12 protein-coding genes and 1 pseudogene are annotated in these 13,071 nt (G+C 64.8%); 11 read left to right on the top strand and 2 right to left on the bottom strand.

Annotated elements, in window-relative coordinates:
• Positions 1 to 348: 348 nt before the first annotated feature.
• From FJ694_RS34385 to FJ694_RS34335, 11 genes and pseudogenes are all read left to right on the top strand, one after another.
• Complete coding sequence (locus FJ694_RS34385; RefSeq protein ID WP_157272028.1) at positions 349 to 2,502, top strand: putative bifunctional diguanylate cyclase/phosphodiesterase; 2,154 nt, start codon at positions 349 to 351, stop codon at positions 2,500 to 2,502.
• Positions 2,503 to 2,583: 81 nt separating this feature from the next.
• Entirely contained in the window at positions 2,584 to 3,639 is a 1,056-nt protein-coding gene (locus FJ694_RS34380) for a GGDEF domain-containing protein (RefSeq protein ID WP_157272027.1), read from the top strand.
• A 75-nt stretch (positions 3,640 to 3,714) separates the two neighbouring features.
• Positions 3,715 to 4,656 (top strand): annotated as a pseudogene (locus FJ694_RS34375) (NAD(P)(+) transhydrogenase (Re/Si-specific) subunit beta); the annotation flags it as partial.
• 459 nt (positions 4,657 to 5,115) lie between these two features.
• Entirely contained in the window at positions 5,116 to 5,271 is a 156-nt protein-coding gene (locus tag FJ694_RS34370; RefSeq protein ID WP_157272026.1) for a surface-adhesin E family protein, read from the top strand.
• A 367-nt stretch (positions 5,272 to 5,638) separates the two neighbouring features.
• Complete coding sequence (locus FJ694_RS34365; protein ID WP_157272025.1) at positions 5,639 to 6,163, top strand: hypothetical protein; 525 nt, start codon at positions 5,639 to 5,641, stop codon at positions 6,161 to 6,163.
• A gap of 234 nt (positions 6,164 to 6,397) precedes the next feature.
• Positions 6,398 to 6,682 (top strand): hypothetical protein, encoded by a 285-nt coding sequence (locus FJ694_RS34360; protein WP_157272024.1) that lies wholly within the window; start codon positions 6,398 to 6,400, stop codon positions 6,680 to 6,682.
• A gap of 60 nt (positions 6,683 to 6,742) precedes the next feature.
• Entirely contained in the window at positions 6,743 to 6,889 is a 147-nt protein-coding gene (locus FJ694_RS34355) for a hypothetical protein (RefSeq protein ID WP_157272023.1), read from the top strand.
• A 44-nt stretch (positions 6,890 to 6,933) separates the two neighbouring features.
• Complete coding sequence (locus tag FJ694_RS34350) at positions 6,934 to 7,926, top strand: GGDEF domain-containing protein (RefSeq protein WP_157272022.1); 993 nt, start codon at positions 6,934 to 6,936, stop codon at positions 7,924 to 7,926.
• A 35-nt stretch (positions 7,927 to 7,961) separates the two neighbouring features.
• Entirely contained in the window at positions 7,962 to 9,764 is a 1,803-nt protein-coding gene (locus tag FJ694_RS34345) for a putative bifunctional diguanylate cyclase/phosphodiesterase (protein WP_198321153.1), read from the top strand.
• Positions 9,765 to 10,031: 267 nt separating this feature from the next.
• Positions 10,032 to 10,253, top strand: a complete 222-nt coding sequence (locus tag FJ694_RS34340) for a hypothetical protein (RefSeq protein ID WP_157272020.1) — start codon at positions 10,032 to 10,034, stop codon at positions 10,251 to 10,253.
• Between the two features lie 158 nt (positions 10,254 to 10,411).
• Positions 10,412 to 10,618 (top strand): hypothetical protein, encoded by a 207-nt coding sequence (locus tag FJ694_RS34335; RefSeq protein ID WP_157272019.1) that lies wholly within the window; start codon positions 10,412 to 10,414, stop codon positions 10,616 to 10,618.
• 18 nt (positions 10,619 to 10,636) lie between these two features.
• Here FJ694_RS34335 and FJ694_RS34330 read toward each other — a convergent pair whose 3' ends face one another.
• Positions 10,637 to 11,278 (bottom strand): site-specific integrase, encoded by a 642-nt coding sequence (locus tag FJ694_RS34330; protein WP_157272018.1) that lies wholly within the window; start codon positions 11,276 to 11,278, stop codon positions 10,637 to 10,639.
• 333 nt (positions 11,279 to 11,611) lie between these two features.
• A complete protein-coding gene (locus FJ694_RS34325) occupies positions 11,612 to 12,787 on the bottom strand; it encodes a PEP-CTERM sorting domain-containing protein (RefSeq protein WP_157272017.1) in 1,176 nt (391 codons plus the stop codon).
• Between the last annotated feature and the right edge of the window lie 284 nt (positions 12,788 to 13,071).

Below are 13,071 nucleotides of genomic sequence, written 5' to 3'. Positions count from 1 at the left end.
GCAGCGGCTCAATGACGGCCCAAAGTTCATCGTCAATCAGTGGTCTGGCCATAGCGACACCTCGTTCAGCAGACGGGTTCGCCAAGCACGGCGGCATCTACCGTGCCGTTATTTGGTTAGGGCCTTTTATGCTCTTCCTTGCCGATTGCTTACAACATGCTTGGCGATCTGCCATCGCATCGACGTACCGGCGCGGTGGTTTGAATGATCAGCTCCGCCGCAGCTGCGCTGACTCAGCCACCGAAGGGTGCCAGCCTTGTACCTGCATGCTGGTCACTGCGGCAAGCTGGACTCTACGTTCTTCGCTCGCTCGTGTTGAATTTGTTCTAACCGGATATTCGACGTTCCATGCTCAGTGCTGCCTTGCCCCAGGACGAAGACGCGCGCATTGCGCTGCTATCGTCGCTGGGAATACTGGACTCAAAAGCTGAGCCTGTCTTCGACCGCATTACCCGCATGGCATCCACGCTGCTGGATGCGCCCATCGCGCTGGTGTCGCTGATCGACGAGGACCGCCAATGGTTCAAGTCCCGTGTCGGCATAGACGCCACTGAAACGGCGCGGGACATCTCGTTCTGTGCCCATGCCCTGTTGCAGGACGAGCCGCTGGTCGTGCCTGACGCAACCAAGGACAAGCGCTTTGCGGACAATCCGGCAGTAGTCGGGGAGCCTGGCGTTCGCTTCTATGCTGGAGCCCAGTTGCGCTCCATCGGTGGCACGGCCCTTGGGACACTTTGTGTCGTCGACGGTCGCGTTCGTGATTTCTCTGCCGAGCAAGAAGCACTGCTGTGCGATCTCGCGGCCATGGCCAGCCACGAAATCGCGCACCGCGAGTTGGCACTGCAGTCCCGCTCGGCCAAGCATTTCTGCCTGGAACTGGTCCCGAGTCGTCCGCCAGTGATACGCCATGCCAGCGAGCGCTTGGCAACGCTGGTGCACAGCACGCCTCAAGCGCTGCAACGTGACCCTCAAGTGTTCCTGCAGGCGGTACATCCTGAGGACCGCGAGGCCCTGCTGGCGGCCTTGCAACGCGCCGATGCACCCGACACGACATGGCTGTGCGAATTTCGGCTGCAGTCGATTCGACAAGCAACGCCTCGCTGGTTCGAGGTCCATGGCAGCGCACGGCGCCTGGCTGGTGGACGAACGCTCTTGACCGGCTACCTGGTGGACATCAGCGAGCGCAGGCTGATCGACGAGCGCTTGGTGCACCTGGCGTATCACGATGACCTCACCGGGCTGGACAACCGCGCTCACTTCCTGGAACGCGTGGCCTTGGCAACGGCTGCTCACGGTGAAGGCGAACAAGCCAATGAAGCCACCCCGGCCGTGCTGCTGGTGGACCTCGACAATTTCAAGACCGTGAACGACTCGGTGGGTCATGACGGGGGCGACGAACTGCTCACATTGGTGGCTCAGCGCCTGCGCCAAGCCGTGCGCGAACACGACCACGTGGCGCGCCTGGGAGGAGACGAGTTCGCCGTGCTGTTGCGCCGTGTGCAGGATGCGCCTGAGGCCGCTGGCATCGCCGAGCGCATCGTGCAGGTCATGGAGCGGCCGTTCACGATCGATGGCCACGTCTTCTCTGTCAGCGCCAGTGTCGGCGTGGCGCTGCAGCAGCGACAGGACGGTGCACAGGAACTCCTGCGCAATGCGGACTTGGCCATGTACCAGGCCAAGCGCCAGGGCAGGGGACGCTACGCGCTGTTCGAGCCGCAATTGCATGCGGCCGTGCTGCAGCGCGTGACGCTGGAGGAAGAGCTTCGCCACACGCTGCACACCGAGCAAGGGCTGCTGCTGCATTACCAGCCCATCGTGGACTTGGCCACAGGTCGCTTCATCGGTGCCGAGGCCCTGGTGCGCTGGCAGCATCCACAGCGCGGGCTGGTGCCGCCTGGCAGCTTCATCCCGTTGGCAGAAGAAAGCGGCTTGATCGTGCCGCTGGGACGCTGGGTGCTGATACAGGCCTGCCGCGAAGCTGCCCGTTGGCAGGATCTTTCGGGCAAGCCGTTCACCATCACGGTCAATGTCTCAACGCGTCAGGTACAAGAGCCAGGTCTGGTGCAGGCGGTACACCAGGCATTGAGCGAATCGGGTCTTGCGCCATCGGCGCTGGTGCTGGAGATCACCGAGAGCGTCTTCATGCAAAGCCATAGCCTGATACTGCAGCGGCTGCAGGAGATCAAGGCGCTGGGCGTGAGCATCGCCATGGACGATTTCGGCACCGGCTTCTCGTCGCTGGCATACCTGCAGCGCTTTCCCATCGACGTGCTGAAGATCGACAAGTCGTTTGTCGACCCGGTGGCGCAGGGCGCCAGGGAGGCTGCGCTCGTGCGCGCCGTGGTGGCACTGGCCGAGGCGCTCGAACTTCGCTGCGTGGCCGAAGGCATCGAGCACACTGCACAGCAGCACGCACTTCAACGGCTGGGGTGCCGCTTCGGACAAGGCTATTTGTTTGCAAGGCCCATGGACGCGCAAGCGTTCAAGGACCTGCTGCAGTAACGGCACTCGCTGGGCCGCGAACCGATCCTGGTCCCATGAACCGCCCGTCCATTCTCCGCGCCGCCTTTGCATCTGACTACCATGGATAGGCATATCACTGCGCAGCAGGCTTTCGAGCAGATGAGCCGGCCGCTGCTTGAACTGCTCCAGCATCAGACTGGACTGGAAAACACTTTCCTGACCGCCATCGACTGGGAAGCACTGTCGCAGGAGGTGGTCCTCTCACTCAACACCACCGATGTCATCGTGCCCGAGGGCGCCCGAGTTGACTGGAAGGACTCCATGTGCCGCCTTGCCTTCGAGGCAGGCAAGGCAGTGAGCTGTGACGTCGCGTCCGACTTCCCAGGCAGCCTCGGCGCACTGGCGCTCAGGATGCAAACCTTCTTCGCACTCCCCATCCAACTCGGTGAAGAGGTCCTGGGCACTGTCTGTGGTGCCAGCCGTCGCAGCGTCGAGGTTCCCCAGGCCGGACTCCGGGCCGCACGCCTCATCGGCGATGCCCTGGCTCTTCAGCTTCAGGCTGTCAAGCACGCGCATGGCTTGCGCCTGCGCGCGGAAAAGGCCGAGGAAGCCGTGAGGGAGCTGCGCGGCGACCTGACCGAGGCCAGGCAGCGCGCGCTGCATCTGCACACGCTTGCCTGCACAGACGAACTGACCGGCGTATGCAACAGGCGGGCTTTCCTCTTCCATTGGGACGAAGCATGCAAGGCTGCCGCACAGGGCTCGAATATCGCGCTCATGCTCGTCGACCTCGACAAATTCAAGGCCATCAACGACGGCTATGGCCATCTCATTGGCGACAAGGTACTCAAGGCTGCGGCGGCCGCCATGCAGCATGGAACTCGCCGCCATGACGTCGTCGCCAGGCTTGGGGGCGACGAGTTCGCCATCATCGTCGCTGGCTGCGACCGGTCTGGCTATCTAGTGGAGTTGGGACACCGGATCCAGCAATCCTTCAAGCAGGCGTGTGCTTCGTTCGGGGTGCGCGCTTCCTTCAGCATTGGCGCTGCGAGCAGCCATGACTGCAAGGCCGAAGCCCTCTTCGAGTGCGCAGACGACGCCCTCTACCAGGGCAAGGAAGTGAGCGGCGGTGGCGTGGTGCTCTGGTCGAATTCGCCCAGGTCGCAGCCCTCGTGAACATCACGGCATTACCGTCGGGCCTGGCCGCCAGGCGGCCCGGCGCCTTGGCCGACAAAGACAACCGGATGGTTATTCCGCTTGTTCAAGGGCGCGCCGGTGGTGTTCCCGGGCTAGCACATGCTCAACCTGGTGTTGGGCCTCTCGACCGTCGCGCTGGGCTTGGTGTTCATGGCCACCGAGGGCTGGCCGGCGTTCTTCGCGATGCTGGCCCTGGCCTTCGTGCTGGGCGTGCTGATCATCATCCCCATCGGCGGCGCCGGCATGCCGGTGGTGGTGTCGATGCTCAACAGCTACTCGGGCTGGGCCGCCGCGAGCATTGGTTTCATCCTCAACAACTCGATGCTGATCATCGCCGGCTCGCTGGTGGGCTCCTCGGGCGCGATCCTGAGCTACATCATGTGCAAGGCGATGAACCGCTCGTTCTTCAACGTGATCCTGGGCGGGTTCGGTGGAGACGCCGCGACCGCGGCGTCCAGCGGCGGTGAGCCGCGCCCGGTCAAGAGCGGCAGCGCCGACGACGCCGCCTTCATCCTGGGCGATGCCGAGACGGTCGTGATCGTCCCGGGCTACGGCCTGGCCGTCGCCCGTGCCCAGCACGCCGTGAAGGAGCTGGCCGAGAAACTCACGCACAAGGGCATCACGGTGAAGTACGCCATCCACCCGGTGGCCGGGCGTATGCCGGGGCACATGAACGTGCTGCTGGCCGAGGCCGAAGTGCCCTACGACCAGGTCTTCGAGATGGAGGACATCAACGGCGAGTTCGGCCAGGCCGACGTGGCCATCATCCTGAGCGCCAACGACGTGGTGAACCCGGCCGCGCTGCAAAAGGGCAGCCCGATCTACGGCATGCCGATCCTAGAGGCCTACAAGGCCAAGACCGTGATCGTGAACAAGCGCTCGATGGCCGCCGGTTACGCCGGCCTGGACAACGAGCTGTTCTACATGGACAAGACCATGATGGTGTTCGGCGACGCCAAGAAGGTCGTGGAGGAGATGGTCACGGCTGTTGAATAATTCCTGACTCGGTTCAGAACTGAAAACCACCGAGCCATTGGTAGGAGGCCCGCTTGCGGGCCGAATTCGTGGCCGCCGTGGCAGCGGTTCGGCCCGTAAGCGGACCTTCTACCGGCTCCGGCCAGCCGCCCGATATCTCACCGGCTGGAGCGAATTGGTATAAGTCGGGACATAGGCAGCACCAATTGCCTTGCAAGTCTTGGTCGGTTCGGACGGATGATTAGAAGGTATTTTCCCAGATGCGAATGCAGTGCATGGACGGCAGGGCTTGGGAAGAAGGCTTCCTTGCTGGGCAACAGTTCGCGAACTGCTGCCCATATCCGATCGACAGCCAGGAAGAGTGGGACTGGCATGTTGCCTGGTGCGAAGGTGCGGCAAAGAGCCTGGGAATGCGTTACAGCAGGACGGCTGCTGAACGAGCTGCCCGGCACGCTGAAACGCTGTAGGCCATGAAGGCACATGGCGCAGCCCGTCATCGACTTCGACCTGTCCATGCAGTTCCTCTACGAGGTGGACTGCCAGGGCCGGCGCCAACGGCTGCTCGAATACCAGAGCTACAGGGGCCGCATGGGAGGCGGCGAGCCCACGCGCGGCGGGATGGTGTTCGGCGATTGAGCTGCGGCCGCACCGGGGACGGTGGGCGGCAGGATCATCAGCGCGGCGTGCGCGCGGAGCTGAAGAGGCAGAACGGACCACCATCGACCGACCGCATCCGCAGCTTCAGCGGCTGATCCTCGACAGCAGCCGTACGTGCGCTGGATCGGCTCCACCAGCACCGGTCTCTCGATAGGATCTCGTCGTTGATAAGACTGGCCGATTGAAGTTATCAACCCTGATATGAGCGTCAAAGGAGCCCTACAGCTTTTTCTTCTCCGTTTGGACGTAGGAGACTTCTGACCCAAGCGGGCGGCAGCCGCCGATGGCTCGGTCCTGGCTTGCGGCGTCGAATGACCGCCTCAGGATGACTGACTAGGACCCGTGCATGACATCCCGTCTTTCTCCTTTTGGCGAACACTCGTTGACGCTCGTGGCCGCGGTCTTCGACGATCCAGATGAGGCCGAGCAGGTAGCCGCCACGCTTCGCCACGACGCTGGGCTGCACACCGCTGTCATCCATCCCGGCGACGATCGCGCGACGCGCAAGCTGGAGCCCGAGCAGCGAGGCATCTGGCGGACGTTGCTTCGCAGCCATGCCCTATTCATACCCGCTGGCGCGCTGGTAGGGGTAGTAGTGGCGCTGGGGTTGATCTTCGCTGGCTGGCCTGCAGCTCTGGAGTCGCCGTTCTTTGCCATGCTGTTTCTCGCCATGATGGGCGCCTTCTTCGGCGGCATGCTCGCCGGGCTGCTGACATTACGCCCTGACCATGGCGTCGTCATTCGTCGGGTTCGCACGGCGCTGGCACGTGGCGGCCACGCTGTGGTGGTGCACCCCATGAACGAGCTGCGTGCCCGAGCCGCCATGGCGACGCTGCAGCGTGCAGGTGCAGTGCCGGTACGGTCACTTTGAGCAGAACAGCACAGGGCTAGGCTTCGCACATCATTCTTCTTGAAAGGCCTGCAGCAGGGAGTTGCGACAAGGTTCCCGCCTTGCATCTCAATGTCATCGGCCGCCTAGACCGCGCGTTTGATGGCGGTGCCCCTATAGCCGAATGAGTTTGACAACTCCGCCACAAAGCTGCGTGTAAAGAAACGAAACTGTGCTTCCGATAGAAGCATTGTTTGACGGCAGTTGGGTTGAAACATGGACACGCAGGCATGGGGCGAGGGATTCAGGGCCGGACAGCGGCTGCGTGAGCACCGCTCTCCCTACGACATTGGCACGCTGGAAGCCTGGAGCTGGCATCGCGGCTACATCGAGGGCGCGGCCTGGCGCATGGGGCGCCGCTACGACGACATGCCGCCCGCCATGGTGGAGTGGCCGCCCTTGCCGCGACAGCAGCCAGCGTCACGGCGCAGCCGCATGCCGATGACGACCGCTTTCGCACCTTCACGTAACGCACATGGACGAGACCACCATGGTCGTTGACTACTCTACGATTTCAATGCTGCTTGCAGTAGCGTTGATCCGCTGTCCGACAGCAGCGGTGTGAAGCCCAACATCAGCGAGCGCAACATCGAGCTGGGCCGGACGCTGATCGGCCGTCTCGGCTTGCAGCCTGAAGGCGTGGACATGAGAGACCATGTGCTGTGCGCTGTCGTGCTCATGCCCACGGTCGGCGAGATGGACGTCTAGCGCGGTGCCACCATGGGCTCAAATGCCAAGGAAGCAAGACAAACGTGCTCCTGATAGACCAACTTGCCGAGATCACCGGCCACCGTGACCGCCAGCATGCCGACGCGCTGCTGCTGGACACCCTGCAGGAACTGCTGGCCCCGGGCTCGGTGGCGTTGCACCGCTGCTTGGGCGACGCACCTCACAGGCGCTGGGTCACCAGCACGCACCGCGACAACGACACAGGCCAGCGGCGCGCATCGGATGCTGCCAGCCCGTGCCGCTGCAGTCCGCATCCGGCACCACGAAGCCATCCCAGCTGGAGCGAGTGCCTGCGCCAGCTCAGCCCCGTGAAGCAGCCGGGCGAACCAGGTACTCTGCTGCTGCCGCTCATGGTGGGCGCGCAGGGCGCCGGCGTGGTGGAGCTACGCAGCGATCAGCCGCTGCCCGAGTACATGCAGCGCACCGCCGAGGCCGTGGTGCGCCTCTACGGCAACTTTCTCACGCTGCTGGACTACGGCGAGCGCGACGCGCTCACAGGCGTCTTCAACCGCAAGACCTTCACCGACTGCTTCATGCGCGCGGTGCTGCAGCGTCCGAAAGAGGCAAGGCATGTGTACCTGGCCGCGCTGGACCTGGACCACTTCAAGCACGTCAACGACACCTTCGGACATCTCATCGGCGACGAGGTGCTGCTGCTGACCGCACGGCTCATGCGCTGCGTGCTGCGCACGGACGATGGGCTGTTTCGCTTCGGCGGCGAGGAGTTTGTCGTGCTGCTGGAGGATGCAAATGAGGACGGCGCGCATGCGGCGCTGGAGCGGCTACGCGAGCAGATGGCGCAGTACCACTTCCCGCAGGTTGGGCGCGTGACGATGAGCATCGGCTTCACGGCGGTGCAGCCCGGCGACTTGCCCCCCGGCGCGCTTGATCGTGCCGACCGGGCGCTCTACCTGGCCAAGGCCAGTGGCCGCAACCAGGTGGCCGGACCATCGGTCCTGGCTGCAGCCGGCATGCAGGCCAGCGCGCCGCATGGCGGCGGCGTCGATCTTTTCTAAGGCACCAGGACATGAATGCAGTTATTCAGCCTGGCATGCCCAGCCCCGCCATCAACGACTCCGAACCGCCTGCTCAGCCTGAGGCCTGCTGCGTGATCCCGTTGCCCGCCATGCGTAGCGTCGTCGGTGACACGCTGGCCGATGGCTGCCCGTGTATGGCCGAGGAGCGGCTGCAGCTGATCGCCTCGGTCTTCAACGCCACCAGCGACGGCATCGTGATCACGGACCAGGATGCGCGCATCCTGGAGATCAATGACGCCTTCACAGCTATCACAGGCTACAGCCGCAGCCAGGTGCTGGGGCATACGCCGGCCTTGCTCTCCAGCGGGCGTCACGGCCCGGATTTCTTCCTCGGTATGTGGGAGGGGCTGCGGACCACGGGCGCCTGGGAAGGGGAGATCTGGAACCGCCGCGCCAACGGCGAGCTGGTGGCGGAAGTACTGCGCATCCAGGCCGTGCACGTCGGCCGCGACGCCCGCCTGCACTACGTGGGCGTGTTTCGCGACATCACCTCGGGCAAGCAGCAGGAGTGGCTGGCCCGGCACGATGCGCTCACCGAGCTGCCCAACCGCGCCATGGCACTTGAAGCGCTGCAGTCGCTGCTGCCGCTGGCGCAACGCCAGGGCCAGCAACTGGCGGTGTGCCATCTCGACTTCGACGGCTTCATGGCCGTCAACGAGGCAATGGGCCCGGCGCAGGGCGATGCGCTGCTCAGGACCGCGGCAGCGCGTGTGCGCCAAGCCGTGCGCAGCAGCGACATGGTGGCCCGCTTCGGCGGGGACGAATTCATGCTGCTGCTCGGCGGCCTGGATACCGGCAGCGCCGCCGTGCCCGTGCTGGAACGGGTCCAGCACGCCTTGGCGCAGCCGCACACGGTTGGCGGCGAGTCGCTCCGGTTGAGCGCGAGCATCGGCGTAGCGTTGTACCCAGGCGATGGCATGGCACCCGAGCCGCTGCTGCGTGCGGCCGATCAGGCCATGTACCGTGCCAAGCAACTGGGCAAGAACCGGGTGTGCTGGTCTGGTCAAGGCAGCGAGCGGCAGGCCGTGCACGACGCTCTGCTGCAGGAACTCGGCCAGGCGTTGCAGGCCGGGGAGATGTGCCTGCACTACCAGCCCAAGGTCTGCGCCCGCACGCGCCGCTGCCTGGGCGTGGAGGCGCTGGTGCGCTGGCAGCATCCGCGTCGTGGGCTGCTGCCGCCAGGCGCATTCCTGCCTGCCGTGATCGGCACGCCGTTGGAAGTGGCACTGGATCGCTGGGTGCTGCGCGAGGCTGTGGTGCAGCTGGTGCGCTGGCGCAACCAGGGGTGTGAGCTGACGGTGGCCGTGAACGTCTCGCCGGCCACGCTGGCGCTGCCAGACCTGGCGGGCACGGTCGCAGCCATCGTCCGCGAGGCCGCGCCACACCAAGTCCTGCCGCTCGAAGGACTGGAGCTGGAAGTGCTGGAGACCGCAGCGCTTCAGGACCTGGAAGCAGCAGGACGCGCCATCGAGGCCTGTGCGCGCCAAGGCATTGCCTTTGCACTGGACGACTTCGGCACCGGGTACTTGTCGCTGTCATACCTGCAGCGCCTGCCGGTGAACACACTCAAGATCGACCGCAGCTTCGTCGCCAGCATGCTTGAGCGCCGCGGCGACCTGCACATCGTGCGCGCCGTCATCGGGCTGGCGGCGGCCTTCGGCGTCACGACCGTGGCCGAGGGCGTGGAAACCGTCGAACAGGCTCACGTCCTGGCCGACATGGGGTGCCACGAGCTGCAGGGCTACGGCATCGCCCGCCCCATGCCCTTGTCGCAGCTCGAAACTTGGCTGCACAAGGACCCAGCGCAGCGTATGTAACTGCTGCGCCGTCGTTGCCGTGGACTCCGCGGCTGCCGCGACGAAGAGCATTGACCAGGCAACCCGCTTGTGGACCGACCCCACTGCAACTGGCGTCTGGCCACCGAAGCGTCAACCCCGGCGCGGCACTTTTACGCGTCCAGCGGCTTGGTCCAGTAGTCCGTCATACTGGCTTGACGTGCCGCCTTGCCTCTTCAGGCATTGTGCTGGTCCGGCCACAGCGGCATGGCAACTGCACCGTCCGGACGAAGAACAACGGAGACGGCCATGGAGCAGGACACGACGCCAATGGAGCGGGCATGGCTGCACGTCATCAAGGGCGAGGCGCAGGTGACGGCACAGGTAATACAGCTCTGCAAGCTCATCTCCCTGCGCAAAGACACGACCGAGGCACAAGCCGTGCTTGCCGACTTTGAAAACGAGCTGCGCCTCCTGCGCGAGACGTTGGCACTGGAGCAGGTAAAAGCGGCCCGCCGCCATCAGCCGTAGCAGCGGCTATGACTCCACCAACAGTACCCGGCTGCTGGTGTTTCGCTACAAGTTTCCAGGACGCAATTGCAGCGCGAGGGCCGCGCGATCACCAAACTTGTTTCACGGGCACATCGCCGTGAAACATCTCGCTGGCAGCATGGGTGCCGGGAGAAAAGATGACGCATAACGAGACTCCGTTGGAGGTAGCGCAACGCCGTGTGGCTGAAGCAGAGGCGCGGGTGAAAGAGCAGGCCGCCCGGGTCGCAAATGCCGCCCGCTGGGGCCATGACACGACGCAGGCGATGGCCACGCTCAATGTATTTGAGACAACACTGCGGCTCATGCGCGAGGACTTGACCCGCCTGGAGCACCGACAGCAGTAGCTGTCTGCGTACAGTCGCTTAACACCAAGGGCCTATAGCTTCACTAGGACAAATCCCAGGCTGTAATGGATCATGTTGCGGCGCAACATAACTGATAGCAAGGGAGATCAAAGAACCATGAAAGTAAACAAGGCTGCGCTGGAAGTTGCGCGGCAGCAAATAGGTGAAGCGGAAAAGAGGGTGCAGCTTCAAGCCGCCCGGCTTGCAAACGCCACCCGCTGCGACTCGGACACAACGCAGCTGAGATTCACCCTTGGCGTCCGGGAGGCAGCGCTGCGTTTGATGCGGGAGGACTTGGCTTACCTTCAGCGGCAACAGCAATAGCCTCGGCTGTCCACAGAAACTGGGGATAACTTCTGGAGCAACCGCTCTGGCTTGCACCGACGCCACCGGACAGAGCACCTCACCGCGCGCGATGGCGATGACCTGGCCGCTGCCTTCCTGGTCGGTCTTGGAGCGGCGGCTCGTCACGCGCAGCCCCTGCGGCAGCCTCTCCAGGTCCTCGACCTGCAGCGGCACGAGCTCGCTGCGGCGGAAGGCGCCGGCAAAGCCCAACAGCAGCAGCGCGCGGTCGCGCAAGCCCTGCAGGCTGCCGAGGCACAGCCGCACCATGTCCACCAGGCGCAGCACCGTGGCCGGGGCCTTGCGCGCGGGCGCCACGATGAACTCAGGTGGATGCCCTTGAGCGCGGCTGTCGTCGATCGTTGACGTCCACGGCGTAGGGCTGGAAGTCGCTTGGGTTGTCGGAGAACCAGACGCGCGTGCCGTCGGAAACGGCGGCGCGGAGCGTGACGACATCGCCCGCCATACCTGCGAACCGCTGCGCCGCTAGCGCTGACCTGGTCGAGCTGGCCGGGCGGGGCCGTCAGCCGGCCGTCGCGTCACAACGCGGTGCTGCCCAAAAAGGGCACGTGAGGAACCGACCAAGTCGCCGCGGTCGCTGAAGTCACCGACTTTCACGAAGCGGTCGGCCAGGCCGATGAGGAACGCTGCCTATAGAGGAGGGGCATCAATGCCGGATGCGCTCGGCCCCTGGCCTTGCACTGCGCCGGCATGTGCTGCCGCCACGGCGGCGCTCAGAGCCGGCGGCAGGCACGTGCGCCAAGTGTCACCGTTATCCCAGCGCGCCCGCCGCCGCGCCAGCGCCAGTACACCCAGCCCGGCCAGCCCCAGCGCCCAGGCCGGTGGCTCGGGCACAGGGGTAAGCAACACAGCCGCGCCCTGGCCGTCGTAGGCGGCGTTGCCAGCCAGCTGCCCGGCATCGTTAATGAAGCTCAGGAACAGGCCGCTCACGCGCGCCCGGTCAACGGGCCGCAGCAGTTCCATCACGGTATGGCTCACACCGTCGAGCAGCAGCCGGTCGCGTCCGACGATCCAGCCCCGGTCGTTGATGTCGAAGGCCTCCTGGTCCAGCCGGGTCAGCACGCCGTTGTCGTAGAGGAAGGGGCTGTCGTCGTTCCCAACCACTTGGCCGCTGCCGTTGATTGCCTTGGCGAAGCTCTCGACCCGCGGCGTCAGGAGCGGGCCAAGCCGAGTGGTGCGATCGCGATCGAAGATCAGAGCCGAGTCGCCGCCATGGCGGTCGGGGATGGAGCCGCCCACGGCGACGCCGTGGTTGTTGACGTCCACGGCATAGGATTGGATCTCGCCGGGGATGGGTTCGGAGAACCAAAGGCGGATGCCGTCAGAAAGGGCGGCGCGGGTCTGGACGAACTCGTCGTGGGCCTCGCCAGCGAACCACTGCCCGTCAGGGCTGATCTCGCGCAGCCGGCCGGGCAGTGCCGTCATGCGGTAGTCGTGCCAGACCCACGTGTTTTCGAAGCTGCCTGTCCGGTAGCCCAGCACGTCGCCTCGGTCGCTGAGGTCCGTGATCTCCTGGAAGCGCTCGCCCCAGTCGGTGGCGCGGCCCTGACTCCACAGGTAGGGCGTGTTGGAAGAGACCCCGCCTTCGACGCTGTAGACGTTGAACGCCACCTCGCCGCGGTTGTTGAGCGCGGCGATGGTAGTGGTGGAGCTCACCGTGGATTGGCGCAGGACCTCGACGCGGTAGCGCGGCACCGTGTCGGGCGCCGCGGCGGCGGGCTGCATCGCTGCGGCGGCCAGCGCGAGCAGGCAGAATACAAAGGCCAGGGCGCCGCCACGCGGCACAATCAATCTCACGGACGGCATGCGGCAACTCCTTGGTTGTCCCCGGACGGCCCGGCACGCGTCAGCGTGCGTCACCGCGCGCCAGCGTGGGCAACTTGCTGTGAGGGGCGTTACGCAGCGTCTCGCGTGTCGATATGGGGGCGTACTTTTCCAAAAGGCGGTGCCGACAAACCTCTACTAGTCTTACTGTGTCATAAGCGCAATGGCCTATTGCAAGAGCCGCACAGCGGGCACAGTCCCATCTCAACGAGCAGGTAGCTGCTGAGCCGCAGTCGCAGCGTAGTGATCGAGGTCGGCATGTGGCG

The sequence above is a fragment of the Azohydromonas aeria genome, from assembly GCF_009760915.1.
Classification (GTDB): domain Bacteria; phylum Pseudomonadota; class Gammaproteobacteria; order Burkholderiales; family Burkholderiaceae_C; genus Azohydromonas; species Azohydromonas aeria.
Note: the sequence above shows the minus strand (reverse complement) of the source record. Positions and strands in the feature narration are given on the sequence as shown.